General features: G+C 43.5%; 10 protein-coding genes. 9 read left to right on the forward strand and 1 reads right to left on the reverse strand.

What is annotated here, in order from left to right:
* Positions 1-15: 15 nt before the first annotated feature.
* Positions 16-2607, reverse strand: a complete 2592-nt coding sequence (gene ponA, locus AWW72_RS04495; RefSeq protein WP_062846563.1) for a penicillin-binding protein PBP1a — start codon at positions 2605-2607, stop codon at positions 16-18.
* A gap of 163 nt (positions 2608-2770) precedes the next feature.
* Between ponA and AWW72_RS04500 the strand changes: the two genes are divergently transcribed.
* The 9 genes from AWW72_RS04500 (at position 2771) to gltB (ending at position 15428) form a co-directional block, all read left to right on the forward strand.
* On the forward strand, positions 2771-3829 hold the full coding sequence (locus AWW72_RS04500) for a pilus assembly protein PilM (RefSeq protein WP_004776062.1): 1059 nt from the start codon (positions 2771-2773) through the stop codon (positions 3827-3829).
* Positions 3829-4485, forward strand: coding sequence for a PilN domain-containing protein (locus AWW72_RS04505; RefSeq protein WP_004776060.1), 657 nt, complete (start codon positions 3829-3831; stop codon positions 4483-4485). Before AWW72_RS04500 ends, AWW72_RS04505 begins: the two co-directional genes overlap by 1 nt.
* Positions 4482-5201: a type IV pilus inner membrane component PilO gene (locus AWW72_RS04510; RefSeq protein WP_004776059.1), complete on the forward strand. Its 720-nt coding sequence runs from the start codon at positions 4482-4484 to the stop codon at positions 5199-5201. Before AWW72_RS04505 ends, AWW72_RS04510 begins: the two co-directional genes overlap by 4 nt.
* A 3-nt stretch (positions 5202-5204) precedes the next feature.
* Positions 5205-5732, forward strand: a complete 528-nt coding sequence (locus tag AWW72_RS04515; protein WP_004776058.1) for a pilus assembly protein PilP — start codon at positions 5205-5207, stop codon at positions 5730-5732.
* Positions 5733-5793: 61 nt separating this feature from the next.
* Positions 5794-7929, forward strand: a complete 2136-nt coding sequence (locus AWW72_RS04520) for a type IV pilus secretin PilQ (RefSeq protein WP_171254678.1) — start codon at positions 5794-5796, stop codon at positions 7927-7929.
* A 10-nt stretch (positions 7930-7939) separates the two neighbouring features.
* Positions 7940-8509: a shikimate kinase AroK gene (aroK, locus tag AWW72_RS04525; protein WP_104021896.1), complete on the forward strand. Its 570-nt coding sequence runs from the start codon at positions 7940-7942 to the stop codon at positions 8507-8509.
* A gap of 19 nt (positions 8510-8528) precedes the next feature.
* Positions 8529-9611, forward strand: coding sequence for a 3-dehydroquinate synthase (gene aroB / locus AWW72_RS04530; RefSeq protein WP_005259989.1), 1083 nt, complete (start codon positions 8529-8531; stop codon positions 9609-9611).
* A 19-nt stretch (positions 9612-9630) separates the two neighbouring features.
* A complete protein-coding gene (locus tag AWW72_RS04535) occupies positions 9631-10488 on the forward strand; it encodes a hypothetical protein (protein WP_047430324.1) in 858 nt (285 codons plus the stop codon).
* Positions 10489-10949: 461 nt separating this feature from the next.
* The gene (gene gltB / locus AWW72_RS04540; RefSeq protein ID WP_171254677.1) at positions 10950-15428 is read left to right on the forward strand and encodes a glutamate synthase large subunit; all 4479 of its coding nucleotides are present in this window, start codon (positions 10950-10952) and stop codon (positions 15426-15428) included.
* The last annotated feature ends 45 nt before the right edge of the window (positions 15429-15473 follow it).

A 15473-nucleotide genomic window follows, 5' to 3' on the forward strand; every position in this document is an offset into this window, starting at 1 on the left:
TGGCTTCTTTTTTGATTACTGAATCTGATTAATCAGATTTTCAATTCCGTCACGCTCTTTTTGAGGTGCTGGATTATTACCCATTGCTGGTGGTTGCTTTTTGGCAGGGACAATCGGACGTTCCTCAACTGAGGTTGGTGGCGTTGTTCCTGGCAGGTCAGAAAAGTCGTTTTGAGTTGAACGTGTTGGTACAGGCGGTGCTGGACGATAAAGTGGACGAGCCAGTGGTGGTGAAGCACGATATTCTTTTTTGTCTTCACTTTGCTGGATCTGTAATTTATCGCGCGAAATTGGATCTTTCGCCTCTTTATCTAGACGAACCCATGCCGATGGCGTGTCTTTTAATGACTGACCCATGAAGTTGGTCCAGATCGGAAGCGCTGCAACACCACCGTATTCACGACGACCTAGCGTACGCGGTTGGTCAAAGCCAACCCACGCCACAGCAACCAACTTGCCATTGAAGCCCGCGAACCATGCATCTTTCGCATCGTTGGTTGTTCCTGTTTTACCACCCAAATCATCACGGCCGATTTTCATCGCGGCACGTCCAGTACCGTGTTGGATTACATCACGTAAGATGTTGGCCATGTCATAAGCCGAGCTTGATTTCAGGATACGTTGTGCCTGACGATAGTCACCATTTGGCTTGCTTGCTTTTTCAGTATCGGCGGCAGTCATTGGTACTTCAGATACTGCATTTGTATCATCCAAAGTCGCATTGGTGATTTCTTTTACTTCATCTTTTTTGCTTGCATCAGCCGTTTGTTGTTTTGCATCGTTCTTTGCAGTGGCAATACAAGGAATACATGCGTACTCAGGCTTCGCTTCATAAATGACTTTGCCATACGCATCTTCAATACGTGTAATAAAGTGCGGCTGGATACGGTAACCGCCATTGGCAAATGTTGCATAACCTGTTGCCATTTGAATCGGTAATACCTGAGGCGTACCTAAGGCAATGGTGTAGTTACGTGGAATCTGGTCATCTTGTAAACCAAAATCCATAAACAGTTGGCGGGTACGTTCGATCCCGACATTTTGTAATAAACGGACAGAAACCGAGTTTCGTGACAAGTAAAGAGCACGGCGTAATGGAATCATACCAAGATAGCGTCCATCCGCGTTTCTTGGTGACCATTTCCCAATGGTAATCGGACTGTCGTTAACCATGCTATATGGCGTCATGCCACGTTCTAAAGCTAGCGCATACACGAATGGTTTAATGGTAGAACCAGGTTGTCTCCAACCTTGTAAAGCACGGTTAAATTTTGATTGATAAAAATTATAACCACCTACAACCGCTTCAATTGCACCGTCATTTGGATTAATGGCAATGAGCTGGCCTTGTACTTTCGGTACTTGAGTCAAAGCCCATACCGTTTTGCCTTCATTTGGACGTAAACGCACAATATCTTTGACTTTGACAATCTGTGAAGCATTCGATGGTGCGCCACCCACGCTATTGGCATTGCGATATGGACGTACCCAAGACATGCCTGACCAGTTTACTGTTACGGTTGAACCATCTTGCATCAAGGCTTCAAAAGAATTGTTATTCACTTTGGTGACTTGAGCAGGGTAGGTGTTCGCATAAGCCATGAACTGTTTTAAAGGTTTATCATGTGCTTCTGGACCGCGCCAGCCATGACGACGGTCATATGCTTCCAGTCCATTTTGAATCGCTTGTTCTGCATAACGCTGACGGTTGCTATCAACGGTGGTGTAAACCTTATAACCCGAATCAATCGCCTGTTCGCCAAAATGCTCAACTAATTCGGAACGGACCATTTCTCCGACATAGGGAAAAACATTACTTACTGAGCGATCAACCATGTTCAGATTGATCGGCTCGGCAACCGCTTGCTGGTATTGATTCTGGTTGATATAACCCAACTGCAGCATACGTCCCAAAATCCAGTTACGACGCTCAAGTGCACGATCTGGATTAACTACAGGGTTATATTTTGATGGTGCTTTTGGTAAACCCGCAATCATTGCCATTTGTGCGGTGGTTAGCTCATTCAGGTTTTTGTTGTAATAGATACGAGCAGCCGCAGCGATACCGTAGGCATTTTTACCCAAGAAAATTTTATTGACATACGCCGTCAAAATTTCCTGTTTTGTTAAATTCTGTTCGATTTTTCGTGCAAGAAAAACCTCAGTCAGTTTACGTCTTAGTGTTCGGTCTGGACTTAAATAATAGTTCTTCGCAACCTGCATGGTAATGGTTGAGCCCCCAGTCTGGACATCAGAACCCGTAACAGATTCAGTCAAAGCTCGCCCTAAGCCTTTAAAACTGATGCCGTTATGCTCAAAAAATGAGGAGTCTTCTGCTGCAAGGAAACCATGAATAAAGGTCGGAGGAATCTGTTCATACTTAACAGGAATTGATAATTTCCCGCCATATTCCGCAATCAACTTATTATCTGCCGTATAGACTTGCAATGGTTTTAATAAAGGCGCTTTTTTTAATGAGCTCATATCTGGCAATGATGGCGCGAGATAGAGATACATGCCATAAAATCCCATTGGAAGTGAGACTAAGATAATAATAACGATCAAAAAAAATGGGCGAACAATACCAGAACTGGATAGCTTTTTCATAATAAGTAAGTTTTAATAAGAGCGAATGGCAAACTAATTGTGGTCAGTATATCCTTTAGACATGCGGATTGTTAGATGAGTTATTGTATCCGTATCAATTAAAGACCAAAACAAAATTAGTATGTTGAATTTTTGGGGATAAAAAAATAAATAGGAAAGTACTGTGCTCAGGTTATATCGTAAACCAAATAAGGGGTTAGTGGGTGTCGATATTAGTTCGACAACTGTTAAATTATTGGAGCTCTCTGTAAAGAACGGTAGATATTGGGTTGAAAGTTATGCGGTGATGCCATTACCTGAAAATAGTGTAGTGGAAAAAAGCATTCTGAACCCAGAGGCGGTGGGTGATGCGCTTGAGAGAGTCGTCAACCTTGCGAATCCTCACACCACCAATGTTGCATTTGCAGTGCCTACTTCTATGGTCATTAACAAGATTATAGAAATGGATGCTGACATGTCGGATGAAGAACGTGAAGTTCAGATCCGTATGGACGCTGAGCAATACATTCCGTTCCCGTTAGATGAAGTGAGTCTGGATTTTGAAGTTTTACCTGACCGTTTGGCCAATGCAAACCGGGTAAACGTACTGCTCGTGGCCACGCGAACAGAAAATGTAGATACGCGTGTCGAAGTTCTCGAACTGGCTGGCCTCACCGCAAAAATCGCCGAAGTTGAAAGTTACGCAATGGAGCGTGCTTTTAGTGTCTTTGCTGATACCTTGCCAATGGGTGCCAATACGGTCGGTATTCTGGATATTGGTCATACCATGACTACGCTTTCTGTGATGCAGAAAGGCAAAATTATCTATACCCGTGAGCAAGTGTTTGGTGGTCGTCAACTGACTCAAGATGTACAAAGTCGCTATGGCTTGTCTTTTGAGGAAGCGGGTCGTGCCAAAAAAGAAAGAACACTGCCAGACGATTATGATACCGAAGTGCTTGAACCTTTCCTTGATGCAGTCGTTCAGCAAGCTGCACGTTCACTCCAGTTCTTCTTTTCATCTTCTCAATTCAATGAGATTGATCATATTTTACTTGCTGGCGGGAATGCCAATATTCCTGGTCTGGCGAAATTATTACAACAAAAGCTCGGTTACCGGGTGACCATTGCCAATCCATTTTTACAAATGGGTTTTTCTCCCCAAATTGATATTAAAAAAATTGAAAATGATGCTTCCTCTTTAATGGTGGCATGTGGTTTGGCAATGAGGAGTTTTGATTAATGGCAAAGATTAACTTACTCCCTTGGCGTGATGAGCTAAGAGAACAAAGAAAGAAACAGTTTGTCGCTTTTTGTGTTGGGGTTGCTGCATTAGGGGTTGCATCGGTGTTTTCAGGATGGATGTATTTTGATCATAAATTGAGTGATCAGGAACAGGCCAATCAGCTGATTGTGAGTACCAATCAGAATCTGGATACACAACTGAAAGCTCTGGATGGTTTGCAAGAACGCCGTAATGCCATTATTGAGCGCATGAAGCTGATTCAGGGTTTACAAGGTCAGCGTCCAGTTACGGTACGTCTAGTGGATGAATTGGTTCGCGTCACACCACCAACCATGTACTTGACCAAGTTTACGCGTACAGGTGATAAATTCACCATCGAAGGTAAAGCAGAAAGTCCGAATACCGTGGCTGAACTGTTGCGTAATCTTGAGGCTTCGCCGTGGTATCGCAATGCCTTTATGAATTCATTCCTTGCAGTAGATGAAGATAAAAACAAAGATAAAGCAGCAAGCTCGCTGGTTCCTCGGGTTGAGGAAAATTATGGAAGTTTTATTGTCACTGTAGATTTGGGTGAGATTGGTACAACTGTTGAGGCTGCACCAACAACAGAACAGGCAGCATCAGGGACAGTAGCAGTGGGGACCGCGAAATGAACCAAGATGAATTGAATCAAGACACCGTTGCTGTCAAGAAAAAGAAAATGACGGTCGAGCAGTTCTTCCAGCAATTTAATACGCTGGACATGAACAATTACGGCAGTTGGCCTTTATCCGTCAAAATCACGTGCTGGATCTTCGTATTTTTAGCTGTGATTGCACTGGGTTATTTTGTGGTGATTAAATCTCAGCTCGAAGCGATTGAGAACGCTCAGGCACAGGAACAAAGCTTACTGAATGAATTTAGAGAAAAAGATTCCAAACTGCGTAACTTGCAACAATACCAAGCGCAGTTGCAAGAAATGGAAGCGAATTTTAATCAACAATTAGAACAGCTACCAAAAGAAACAGAGATTCCGAGTCTGGTTGAAGACATCAACTTGACGGGTGTCAACTCTGGCCTGAAATTTAAAAATATCCGTCTGGAAAATGAAGTCAAACAAGAGTTCTTTATTGAGCAGCCAATCAGTATCGATGCGACAGGTGACTACCATGCGTTTGGTGCGTTTGTGACAGGTATTGCAGCCTTGCCTCGTATTGTGACTTTGCATGACTTTACGGTTGAAGCAAAAGAAGATACCCAGAAAAAATCTGATATTCCTGTGGTGAATTATACTGTGAAAGCCAAGACCTACCGTTATGTAGGTGCGGATGATCAGGCCAATGCCGCTGCGGCAGCGACAAATAATCCACCTGCTGCAGGAGGAAAGTAAGCCATGAATAATTATAAATTACTACTTAGCTTGTTGCTTGGATTGGGGTTGGTTGGATGTGATTCGCGTATTGATGCAGTCAACCAGAAGATGGCTGAAATCCGAAATCAGCCGCCTTTACCGATTGAACCTGCACCTGTATTTACACCTGTACCGTTATTTAACTATTCGGCACATCAGCTGAAAAGCCCATTTATGCCAAGTTCTTTAGCTGCCGAGTTAAAGATTATGGCAGGCAAACGTGTGTATCCGAACTTTAATCGTCAGCCACAACCTCTAGAGAGCTATGCGCTGGAATCATTAAATATGAAGGGTAGTATGCGTGGCAGAAGCAGCGAGACGATTGCTTTGATTCAAACACCTGATGGGCAAATCGAGCGCGTACAAGTGGGTAGTTATTTGGGGATGAATCAGGGGCGCATCATTAAAATTAGCCCGACTCAGATAGATTTGGTGGAAATCGTACCTGATGGACGAGAAGGTTACGTAGAAAGACCTCGAACACTCGTTCTCATTGGACCAGCACCATAAGATTAAGGGAATAACAATGAAAAAACAGTTTAAAGATTCTTTATTTGGGGAAGCGAAGACCATGAATCATGCATTCCGTCAATTTTCTATGGCTGCGATTACGCTTGCTGTGATGCAGGTTGCATCAGCACAAGTCAGCATGACCAATATTGTACCCATGAATTTGGCTGAACAAGGTACAGAAATCCGCGTCATGTTTAATGGTTTGCCACCGCAACCACAAGCTTATCAGCTTGAACAGCCTGCTCGCTTGATTCTGGATTTTGATAAAGCACAACAAACTTTAAAACAAACTTCTATTCCAGTTTCAACCAATGAAGCAAGTTCTGTTGAAGTTGCGGCAGATGACCAACGTTCTCGTGTGATTGTGAATTTGAAAGATGCTGGTGCATTTACGACACGTGTGGAAGGCAATACTTTTGTATTGAAAATTAATTCAGCCAAGCCTGCGGCAATGGCTGCTCCAGTCGCTGCTGTGCGTCAGGCGCAACAAGGTATTTCCAATATTGGTTTCCAGCGTGGCAATCAAGGCGAAGGGCTGGTGGTTATTGATTTATTAGGGAATAACACACCTGTAGATGTACAACAGCAAGGCAGTAAAATTGTTGTGCGTACCATGGGGAATAAAATCCCGACGCATTTGGCTCGTCGTTTAAATACCAATGACTTCGCAACGCCTGTCGCAAGTATTGATGCCTATAACGACAAGGGCAATGGTGTCATCACCATTCAGTCTGCGGGTAGCTATGAATATATGGCTTATCAGGCAGAAAATAAACTGACCATCAGCTTAAAGCGTCCTGAAGATAAATCACCGACCAAGGCCAAGACACAAACCTATACTGGGAATAAAATTTCTTTAGACTTCCAGGATATTGAAGTCCGTCGTGTATTGCAGTTACTTGCAGACTTTACCGGTATCAATATGGTGGCCGCAGATACGGTGCAAGGTAATATCACCTTACGTCTTAAAGATGTGCCGTGGGATCAGGCTTTGGATATTGTCTTGAAAACCAAGAATCTGGACAAGCGTCGTAATGGTAATGTGATCTGGATTGCACCAGTTTCAGAGCTGATTAAGGCTGAGGAAGAAGAAGCGAAAGCGCAGGCACAAAGCGTGAAACTGGCGCCTCTACAAACTGAATATATTACTTTAAGTTATGCAAAAGCAGCGGATATTGAAAAGCTGATTACCCAAGGGAAGAATGCGAACTCCAACAATGGTAATTCTTCAAACTCAATCAGCAATGACAATTTAGCGGGTGGTTTGTTAAGTCCTCGCGGAACTATTTCGATTGACCCGCGTACCAATACCTTAATCGTGAATGATACTTCTCAGAAAATTGACCAGATCCGTAAGATGGTTGATCTGCTAGACGTATCGGTTAAACAGGTCATGATTGAAGCGCGTATTGTCAGTGCCAGTACCGATTTTACCAAAGAGATGGGCGTAAAATGGGGAATCTTGTCTCAAGGGATTACTAAAAATAATGACCTGTTAGTGGGCGGTAGTGATCAGACATTATGGGATTTAAGAAAGCCTGAAAAAGATAGCGATACAGGTGGCTGGAAATATGAAATTGAACGTCCAGATAACCTGAATGTCGACTTGGGTGCAGTTACACCTGGGGCAAGCCGTATTGCTTTTGGTTTAATTAGCCTGTCAGACTTTATGCTGGATTTAGAACTTTCAGCGGTACAAGCCGATGGCTATGGCGAAGTGATTTCGACACCGAAAGTCATGACTGCCGACAAGCAAGCTGCAAAAATTGAATCAGGTAAGAAAATTCCTTATACCTCATCAACGGGTGGTGGTGCGAATGCCGTGCCTAAAACAGAGTTTATTGATGCGACCTTAAGTCTGGATGTGACACCAAGCATTACTCCTGACGGTAAAGTCATGATGAAGCTGAACATTACCAAAGACTCGCAAAGTACGCCGACACCAACAGGACAGCTCACCATTAATAAAAACCAGATCGATACCAATGTACTGGTGGATAATGGTGAAACCGTAGTGCTTGGTGGTATTTTTGAGCAGGAAAATATCAGTTCTCAAGTGAAAGTACCATTCTTGGGTGACTTACCTTATGTCGGACGCTTATTCCGCCGTGACTTGAAAACAGACAATAAACGTGAGCTACTTATTTTTATTACGCCGAGAATTGTTAATGACACTTTAACCAGAAATCATTAATATATTTTCAATAATCGCAATTCATATAGGTGGCGCGTTGCCAAGCAAAGCGTTTGAAACCCTACCAAATATTTATTTGGTAGGGCCAATGGGGGCAGGAAAAACAACAGTTGGCCGGCATTTAGCAGAATTGCTAGGCCGTGATTTTATTGATAGCGATCATGAAATCGAACGTAAAACAGGTGCCACAATTCCATGGATTTTTGAAAAAGAAGGGGAAGTCGGATTTCGGTTACGCGAAACCAATGTATTGAATGACTTAACCTCTCGTCCATTATTGGTATTGGCTACAGGCGGTGGCGCAGTCACCCAAGTGAAAAACCGAGAATTTCTTAAACAGCGTGGAATCGTTGTTTATCTTTATACTCCTGTAGAGTTACAACTACAGCGAACCTATCGCGATAAAAATCGCCCTTTATTACAAGTCGAAAATCCAGAGCAAAAACTACGTGACTTATTGGCACTGCGTGATCCTTTATATCGCGAGGTCGCACACTATGTCATTGAAACAAATCAAGGTGCCGCACGGGATTTAGCACAACGTATCTTGCACGTCATTTTATCTAAACAAGTTAAGTAATCGCTGGTTGGTTGTCATTATGCAAACGTTACATGTTGAGTTGGGTGATCGTCGTTATCCAATATTTATTGGTAGTCATTTAGATCCAAAAGAATTGCTTGAGCCTTATTTACATGGTCGACAAGTCATGCTGGTGTCTAACTCAACGGTTGCGCCTTTATATTTACAACATTATATGGATGCCTTGACTCAGCTTGATAAACAAGTCGCTCAATGCATTTTGCCAGATGGTGAGAAATATAAAGACCTTCAGCATTTGAATCTTATTTTCGATGCTTTGCTTGAAGCAGGCTTTAATCGGGATTGTACCGTATTGGCTCTGGGTGGTGGTGTCATTGGCGATATGGCAGGTTTTGCCTCAGCCTGTTTCCAGCGTGGCGTCTATTTTGTTCAGGTGCCGACCACCTTGTTGTCACAGGTTGACTCAAGCGTAGGTGGCAAAACGGGTATTAACCATCCGTTGGGCAAGAATATGCTGGGTGCTTTCCAGCAGCCACAAGTGGTGCTGGCGGATATGGCTCAGCTAGAGACTTTGCCAGATCGCGAACTGTCTGCGGGCCTGTCAGAAGTCATTAAATATGCCTTATTGGGTGATGTTGATTTTCTGGTCTGGTTAGAACAGAACATGGATGCTTTGGTTGCACGTGATGCAAATTTATTAGCAGAAGCGGTGTATCGCTCATGCGCACATAAAGCTCGTATTGTTGCAAACGATGAAAAAGAGCAGGGCGAGCGTGCCTTACTCAATCTTGGGCATACTTTTGGACACGCGATTGAATCTTATCTGGGTTACGGCACATGGTTGCATGGTGAAGCTGTAGCTACGGGTATGGTGATGGCAGCAGATTTGTCTCATCGTTTAGGTTGGATTTCAGCCGAAGATGTGCAACGTACAAAAAATATCATTCAACGCGCCAATTTACCGATATCATGTCCAAAAATTCCATTAGATGAATTCTTGGCTTATATGTCGCATGATAAAAAAGTCTTAAATGGGCAGTTACGTCTGGTTTTATTGAAAACATTAGGTCAGGCGGTGATTACCAAAGACTTTGACGTTGAGTTAATGAAACAATCTATTCTTGCAAATCAATCTGCATAATTAATTATTTGGGTAAAGCATGGCTGTGTCACGATCAATTTGGCAAAATATTCAACAATATAGCTGGCTCGTTTTCGCGTTGGCTTGTTTAATTGCTGCATTGATATTCTGGGGCGTTACGGATACTAAAGCCCTGGTCAAAGAGCAACAGCCGACTGAAACGGAAACACAGGTTCAGATTCAACCTGAAAAGGTGGCTGCGACTGCACATCTGGGTGCACTCTCGGATGAGGTGAAGCCATTAGATACCACGACACGTGTTGTTGTCTCTAATGATCATGCGCCTGAATTCCGTGGAACCAAATATGTTAAGGATAATCAACGTCAGTGGACGATGGAAATTTTCCGCAGTTCAGATGAAGCAATTATTAAAAATTTCTTGTTAAATCGAGCTGATCGCAAGAAGTTTGTTTATTTCCGTCTGAGTGGTGAAGATCAGGTTGAGCAATATGTGCTTACTTATGGTGCTTTTTCAAATGCAGAAGAAGCCACCCGTCAATTTGCCCAGCTCAATCTGACACTTCCTGAGTCGATAAAGCCGAAAGCACAACAGCTGACAACATATGCTGAGTTTGTGAATGATTTGGGCTCTGATGAAATGAAATCGGCGACCAATCAGCTTTATGCAGTACAGTTAAGACCTGCAGCACTGCCTAGAGTGGATGAAACCTTGTTAATGAATCGAGCACCAGCAACGAGCAATCGGGCGGCAGATTCATCAACAACTGTTAAAACGACTGTGACTCAACGTGATGCACAAGGTAATGTCGTTAACGTTAAACAAAGCCAATCGGCCCCTCCAGCACCGACAAATGCTGAAAAAATAAAAGAAAATTCAGATTCTTCTAAACGAGAAGTAAGCGATCCATTTAATTGATGTTGCACTAAAATTGTGCAGAAGTGATTCTTTTTATAGCAACATGATTTTTTTTGGTGCGTTTTATAACTAGGGGCAAGTTCTTTGCCCCTTATAATTTAAAGTTATTTTAATTTTTTTAATGATTTAGTAAATCCTATTTTACATGGCATGTTTTTTGCATTCTTGTGGTGCTAATTTGTCTGCTCATTGCGCCTTTTGGTACTAAATGATTCATTAGTTTAGTGAAATGGAAAGTTTTTGTGCTTTACAAACTTTTTTGAGGGTGTAATAACTGAAAACACTTTAGATGGCGAAATGCACTGCGTCTTTAAAAAGAAAGGCGTATATTGCAAATCCGCCAGTAAAAATGTTTTCGCGAAGCATTGAACTTTAAATGAGTTGATCGGCAATATCGCAGAAAATGAATTGAATGTTTGTTGCTCGAAAGAGCCATGTTGAAAGAAGGGTACGCTATGCACATGCCATCGCCTAATACTGTAGCTCCCGCTCAAGGTTTATATCAGCCTGACGAGTTTAAGGATAACTGTGGTTTTGGTCTGATTGCCCACATGAAGGGTGAATCAAGCCATCATCTGGTCGAAACTGCGATTCACAGTTTAAGTTGCATGACGCACCGTGGTGGTATTGCCGCGGATGGTAAAACAGGAGATGGGTGCGGATTGTTATTGGCGATGCCGAAACAATTTTTCCGTGACGAAGCTCAGAAACTGGGAACCAACCTGACTGAGATTTTTGCTGCTGGTACGGTATTTTTAAATATTGATCCTGCTTTAGCGCAAAATGCGAAAAACATTTTAAATAAGGAAATCGAAGCTGCGGGCCTGACCGTTGCAGCATGGCGTGTCATTCCAACCAATAACGATGCATTAGGTGAGATTGCACTTCAATCTTTACCTGCATTTGAACAGATTCTCGTGAACTGCCCAATGGGCTTAACCGAAGTTGAGTTTAACCGTAAGCTCTTCTTGGCCCGTCGTCGTGCAGAACAAAAATTACAAAATGATCCATTATTCTATGTGACCACATTAGCGACTACAGTGATCAGCTATAAAGGTCTGATGATGCCAGCAGCGATTGCTGACTTCTATACCGACTTGGCTGACGAGCGCTTAAAATCACATATCGTGGTGTTCCACCAACGTTTCTCAACCAATACCTTGCCACGTTGGCCATTGGCACAGCCATTCCGTTACCTTGCACATAATGGTGAGATTAATACCATTACGGCGAACCGTAACTGGGCATTGGCACGTACACCAAAATTTGAAAATGCATTACTTCCAGGTCTGACTGAGTTAAATCCGATCGTAAACCGTACAGGTTCGGATTCATCAAGCCTAGATAACATGCTTGAAATTCTTGTTGGCGGTGGCATGGATCTGTTCCGTGCACTGCGTATGCTGGTTCCACCAGCATGGCAAAACGTTGAAACTCTGGATGCTGACTTACGTGCCTTCTATGAGTTCAACTCGAAGCACATGGAAGCATGGGATGGCCCAGCAGGTCTGGTGATTCAGGATGGTCGTCATGCGATCTGTATGCTTGACCGTAATGGTCTACGTCCAGCGCGTTGGGTAATCACAAAAAATGATTACATCACACTTGCTTCTGAAATCGGCGTGTGGGGTTATGAGCCAGAAGATGTCGTGTCTAAAGGCCGTGTTGGCCCTGGTCAAATCCTCGTGGTTGATACTTTAACTGGCAAAGTGCTTGATACTAAAGATGTCAGCAATCACCTGAAAAACATGCGTCCATACCGTGAATGGTTGCGTGATCATGCGATTCGCTTACAGGCAAATCCACAGCTTGAAGAGCAACTGGTGGATCAAGGTCTAACAGGAGATAAGTTAAAAGCAGCACAAAAAATGTTCATGGTAACATTTGAAGAGCGCGATCAATTGTTACGTCCAATTGCAGAAAGCGGTCAGGAAGCTGTGGGTTCAATGGGTGATGATACCCCAATGGCGGTATTGTCTCGTCAAGTGCGCCATGTTTCTGACTATTTCCGTCAGCAGTTTGCTCAAGTCACCAACCCGCCAATCGATCCATTACGTGAATCGATCGTAATGTCACTGGAAACCTGTTTAGGCCGTGAACAGAACGTGTTCGAGCAAGGCCCAGAGCATGCCGACCGTATCATCATTTCAAGCCCTGTATTGTCTAATTCAAAAATGCAGCAGCTTCGCGATGTTGAAAAAGAGCGCGAAGGCTATGGTGTAGTTGATATTGATCTGAACTATGCTGAAACTGAAGGTTTACAAGCAGCAATCGCACGTATCTGTGAAGAATCAGCACAGGCGGTACGTGATGGCAAAACACTGATTGTATTAACAGATAAAAACTTCCGTGAAGGCTTCTTGCCTGCAAACTCTGCATTGGCAACAGGTGCAGTACACCATCATTTGATTAAAACGGGTTTGCGTACTGATGCGAACATTTTAGTTGAAACAGGTTTTGCACGTGATCCACATCAGTTTGCGGTATTGCTAGGCTTTGGTGCGACTGCGGTATATCCATATTTGGCTTATGATGTCATCAATGACTTGGTTGCTAAAGGCGAATTATTGGGTGACCCAATCCATTCACAAGCAAACTTCCGTAAAGGGATTGAGAAAGGTTTACTCAAAGTTCTTTCTAAAATGGGTATCTCAACGGTTGCCTCTTACCGTGGCGGTCAGTTATTTGAAGCAGTCGGTTTATCTTCTGAAGTGGTTGATAAATGTTTCCTTGGCGTACCAAGCCGTATTCAAGGTGCAACGTTTGTAGATCTGGAAAATGACCAGAAGAAATTGGCAACGACTGCTTGGCAGAACCGTAAGCCGATTGATCAAGGTGGTTTGCTTAAATTCGTATTTGGTAAAGAGTACCATGCGTTTAACCCAGACGTGATCAATGCCTTGCATAAAGCTGTACGTTCAGGCCAATATCAAGACTTTAAAGAATATGCAGAACTGGTTAATAACCGTCCAGTTGCAACGATTCGTGATTTATTCAAGTTAAAAACCACGGACGGAATTGCGATTGATCAGGTTGAAACGATTGAAGAAATTCTGCCACGTTTTGACTCTGCGGGGATGTCTTTAGGTGCATTATCACCAGAAGCACATGAAGCGATTGCGATTGCTATGAATACCATTGGTGGTCGTTCGAACTCGGGTGAGGGCGGTGAAGATCCTGCTCGTTATGGCACGATTCGTAACTCGAAAATCAAACAGATTGCATCAGGTCGTTTTGGTGTAACGCCAGCTTACCTAACATCTGCTGAAGTATTACAGATCAAAGTAGCGCAAGGTGCAAAACCGGGTGAGGGTGGTCAGTTACCAGGTGGTAAAGTGAATGGCTTAATTGCACGTTTACGTTACTCAGTACCCGGTGTTACCTTGATTTCACCACCACCGCATCATGATATTTATTCGATTGAAGATTTATCGCAATTGATCTTTGACTTAAAACAGGTCAATCCTCAAGCGATGGTATCAGTCAAACTGGTATCTGAACCGGGTGTTGGAACAATTGCTGCGGGTGTTGCAAAAGCGTATGCCGACTTCATTACCATTTCAGGTTATGATGGTGGTACGGCGGCATCACCACTTTCATCGATTCACCATGCGGGTTCACCGTGGGAATTGGGTCTAAGCGAAGCGCATCAAGCACTCCGTGTAAATGACTTGCGTGGCAAGGTTCGTGTACAAACCGATGGTGGTTTGAAAACGGGTCTGGATGTCATCAAGGCGGCTATTTTAGGTGCGGAAAGCTTCGGTTTCGGTTCTACGCCAATGATCGCATTGGGCTGTAAATACCTGCGTATCTGTCACTTGAACAACTGTGCAACGGGTGTTGCAACACAACAAGATCATTTACGTCAGGAACACTATATTGGTGAACCTGAAATGCTGATCAACTTCTTCAAGTTTATTGCAGAAGAAACGCGTGAATGGTTGGCTGCATTGGGTGTTGCCTCACTGAAAGACTTGATTGGTCGTGTTGATTTACTCGAAGTATTACCGGGTGAAACAGACAAACATGCACATCTTGATCTCAGTGCATTATTAACCTCACATCCTGCTGCTGACGGTAAGGCGCAATATTGCCAAGTTCAGGGCAATGCACCATTTGATAAAGGTATCTTGGCTGAGCAAATGGTAGCAGAAATGTTGCCAGCAATTGAAGCGGGTACAGGTGGTTCATTCAACTTCACTGTAGGTAACTGTGACCGTTCAATTGGTGCGCGTATCTCAGGTGAGATTGCACGTCGTTATGGCAATCTGGGTATGGAAAATAATCCAGTGGTCATGAACCTGATCGGTACTGCGGGTCAGTCACTCGGGGTATGGAATGCGGGTGGTTTGCATATCAAACTTGAAGGTGATGCCAACGACTATGTCGGTAAAGGTATGGCTGGTGGTCGTGTATCGATCTTCCCACCAAAAGGTTCGCCGTTCCAGACCCAAAATACCGCAATTATTGGTAACACCTGTTTATATGGTGCGACTGGCGGTAAAGTCTTTGCTGCGGGAACTGCTGGTGAGCGTTTCGCGGTTCGTAACTCAGGCGCATTTGCGGTTATTGAGGGTGCGGGCGACCACTGTTGTGAATATATGACGGGTGGTGTGGTAACCGTATTAGGTAAAGTGGGTCATAACTTCGGTGCAGGTATGACTGGTGGTTTTGCGTATGTACTCGACCTTGATAATGACTTTGTCGACTACTATAACCACGAACTTATTGATCTGAATCGTATCTCTACAGAAGCGATGGAAGACCACAAAGAAAACCTACTCCGTATTTTGGATGAACATATTCAGGAGACGGGTAGTGCATGGGCTTACAAGATCCGTAATGAGTTCGACTTCTATAGTCGTAAGTTCTGGCTGGTGAAACCAAAAGCTGCTAATTTACAGACGCTTTTGAAAACAACCCAAGCTGATCCACAATAATTCCACGACTGCATAGACATAGGCAGGTGCAGAGATGAGGGACAT

It is taken from the genome of Acinetobacter sp. NRRL B-65365, assembly GCF_001605865.1.
In the GTDB taxonomy this organism is placed as follows: domain Bacteria; phylum Pseudomonadota; class Gammaproteobacteria; order Pseudomonadales; family Moraxellaceae; genus Acinetobacter; species Acinetobacter vivianii.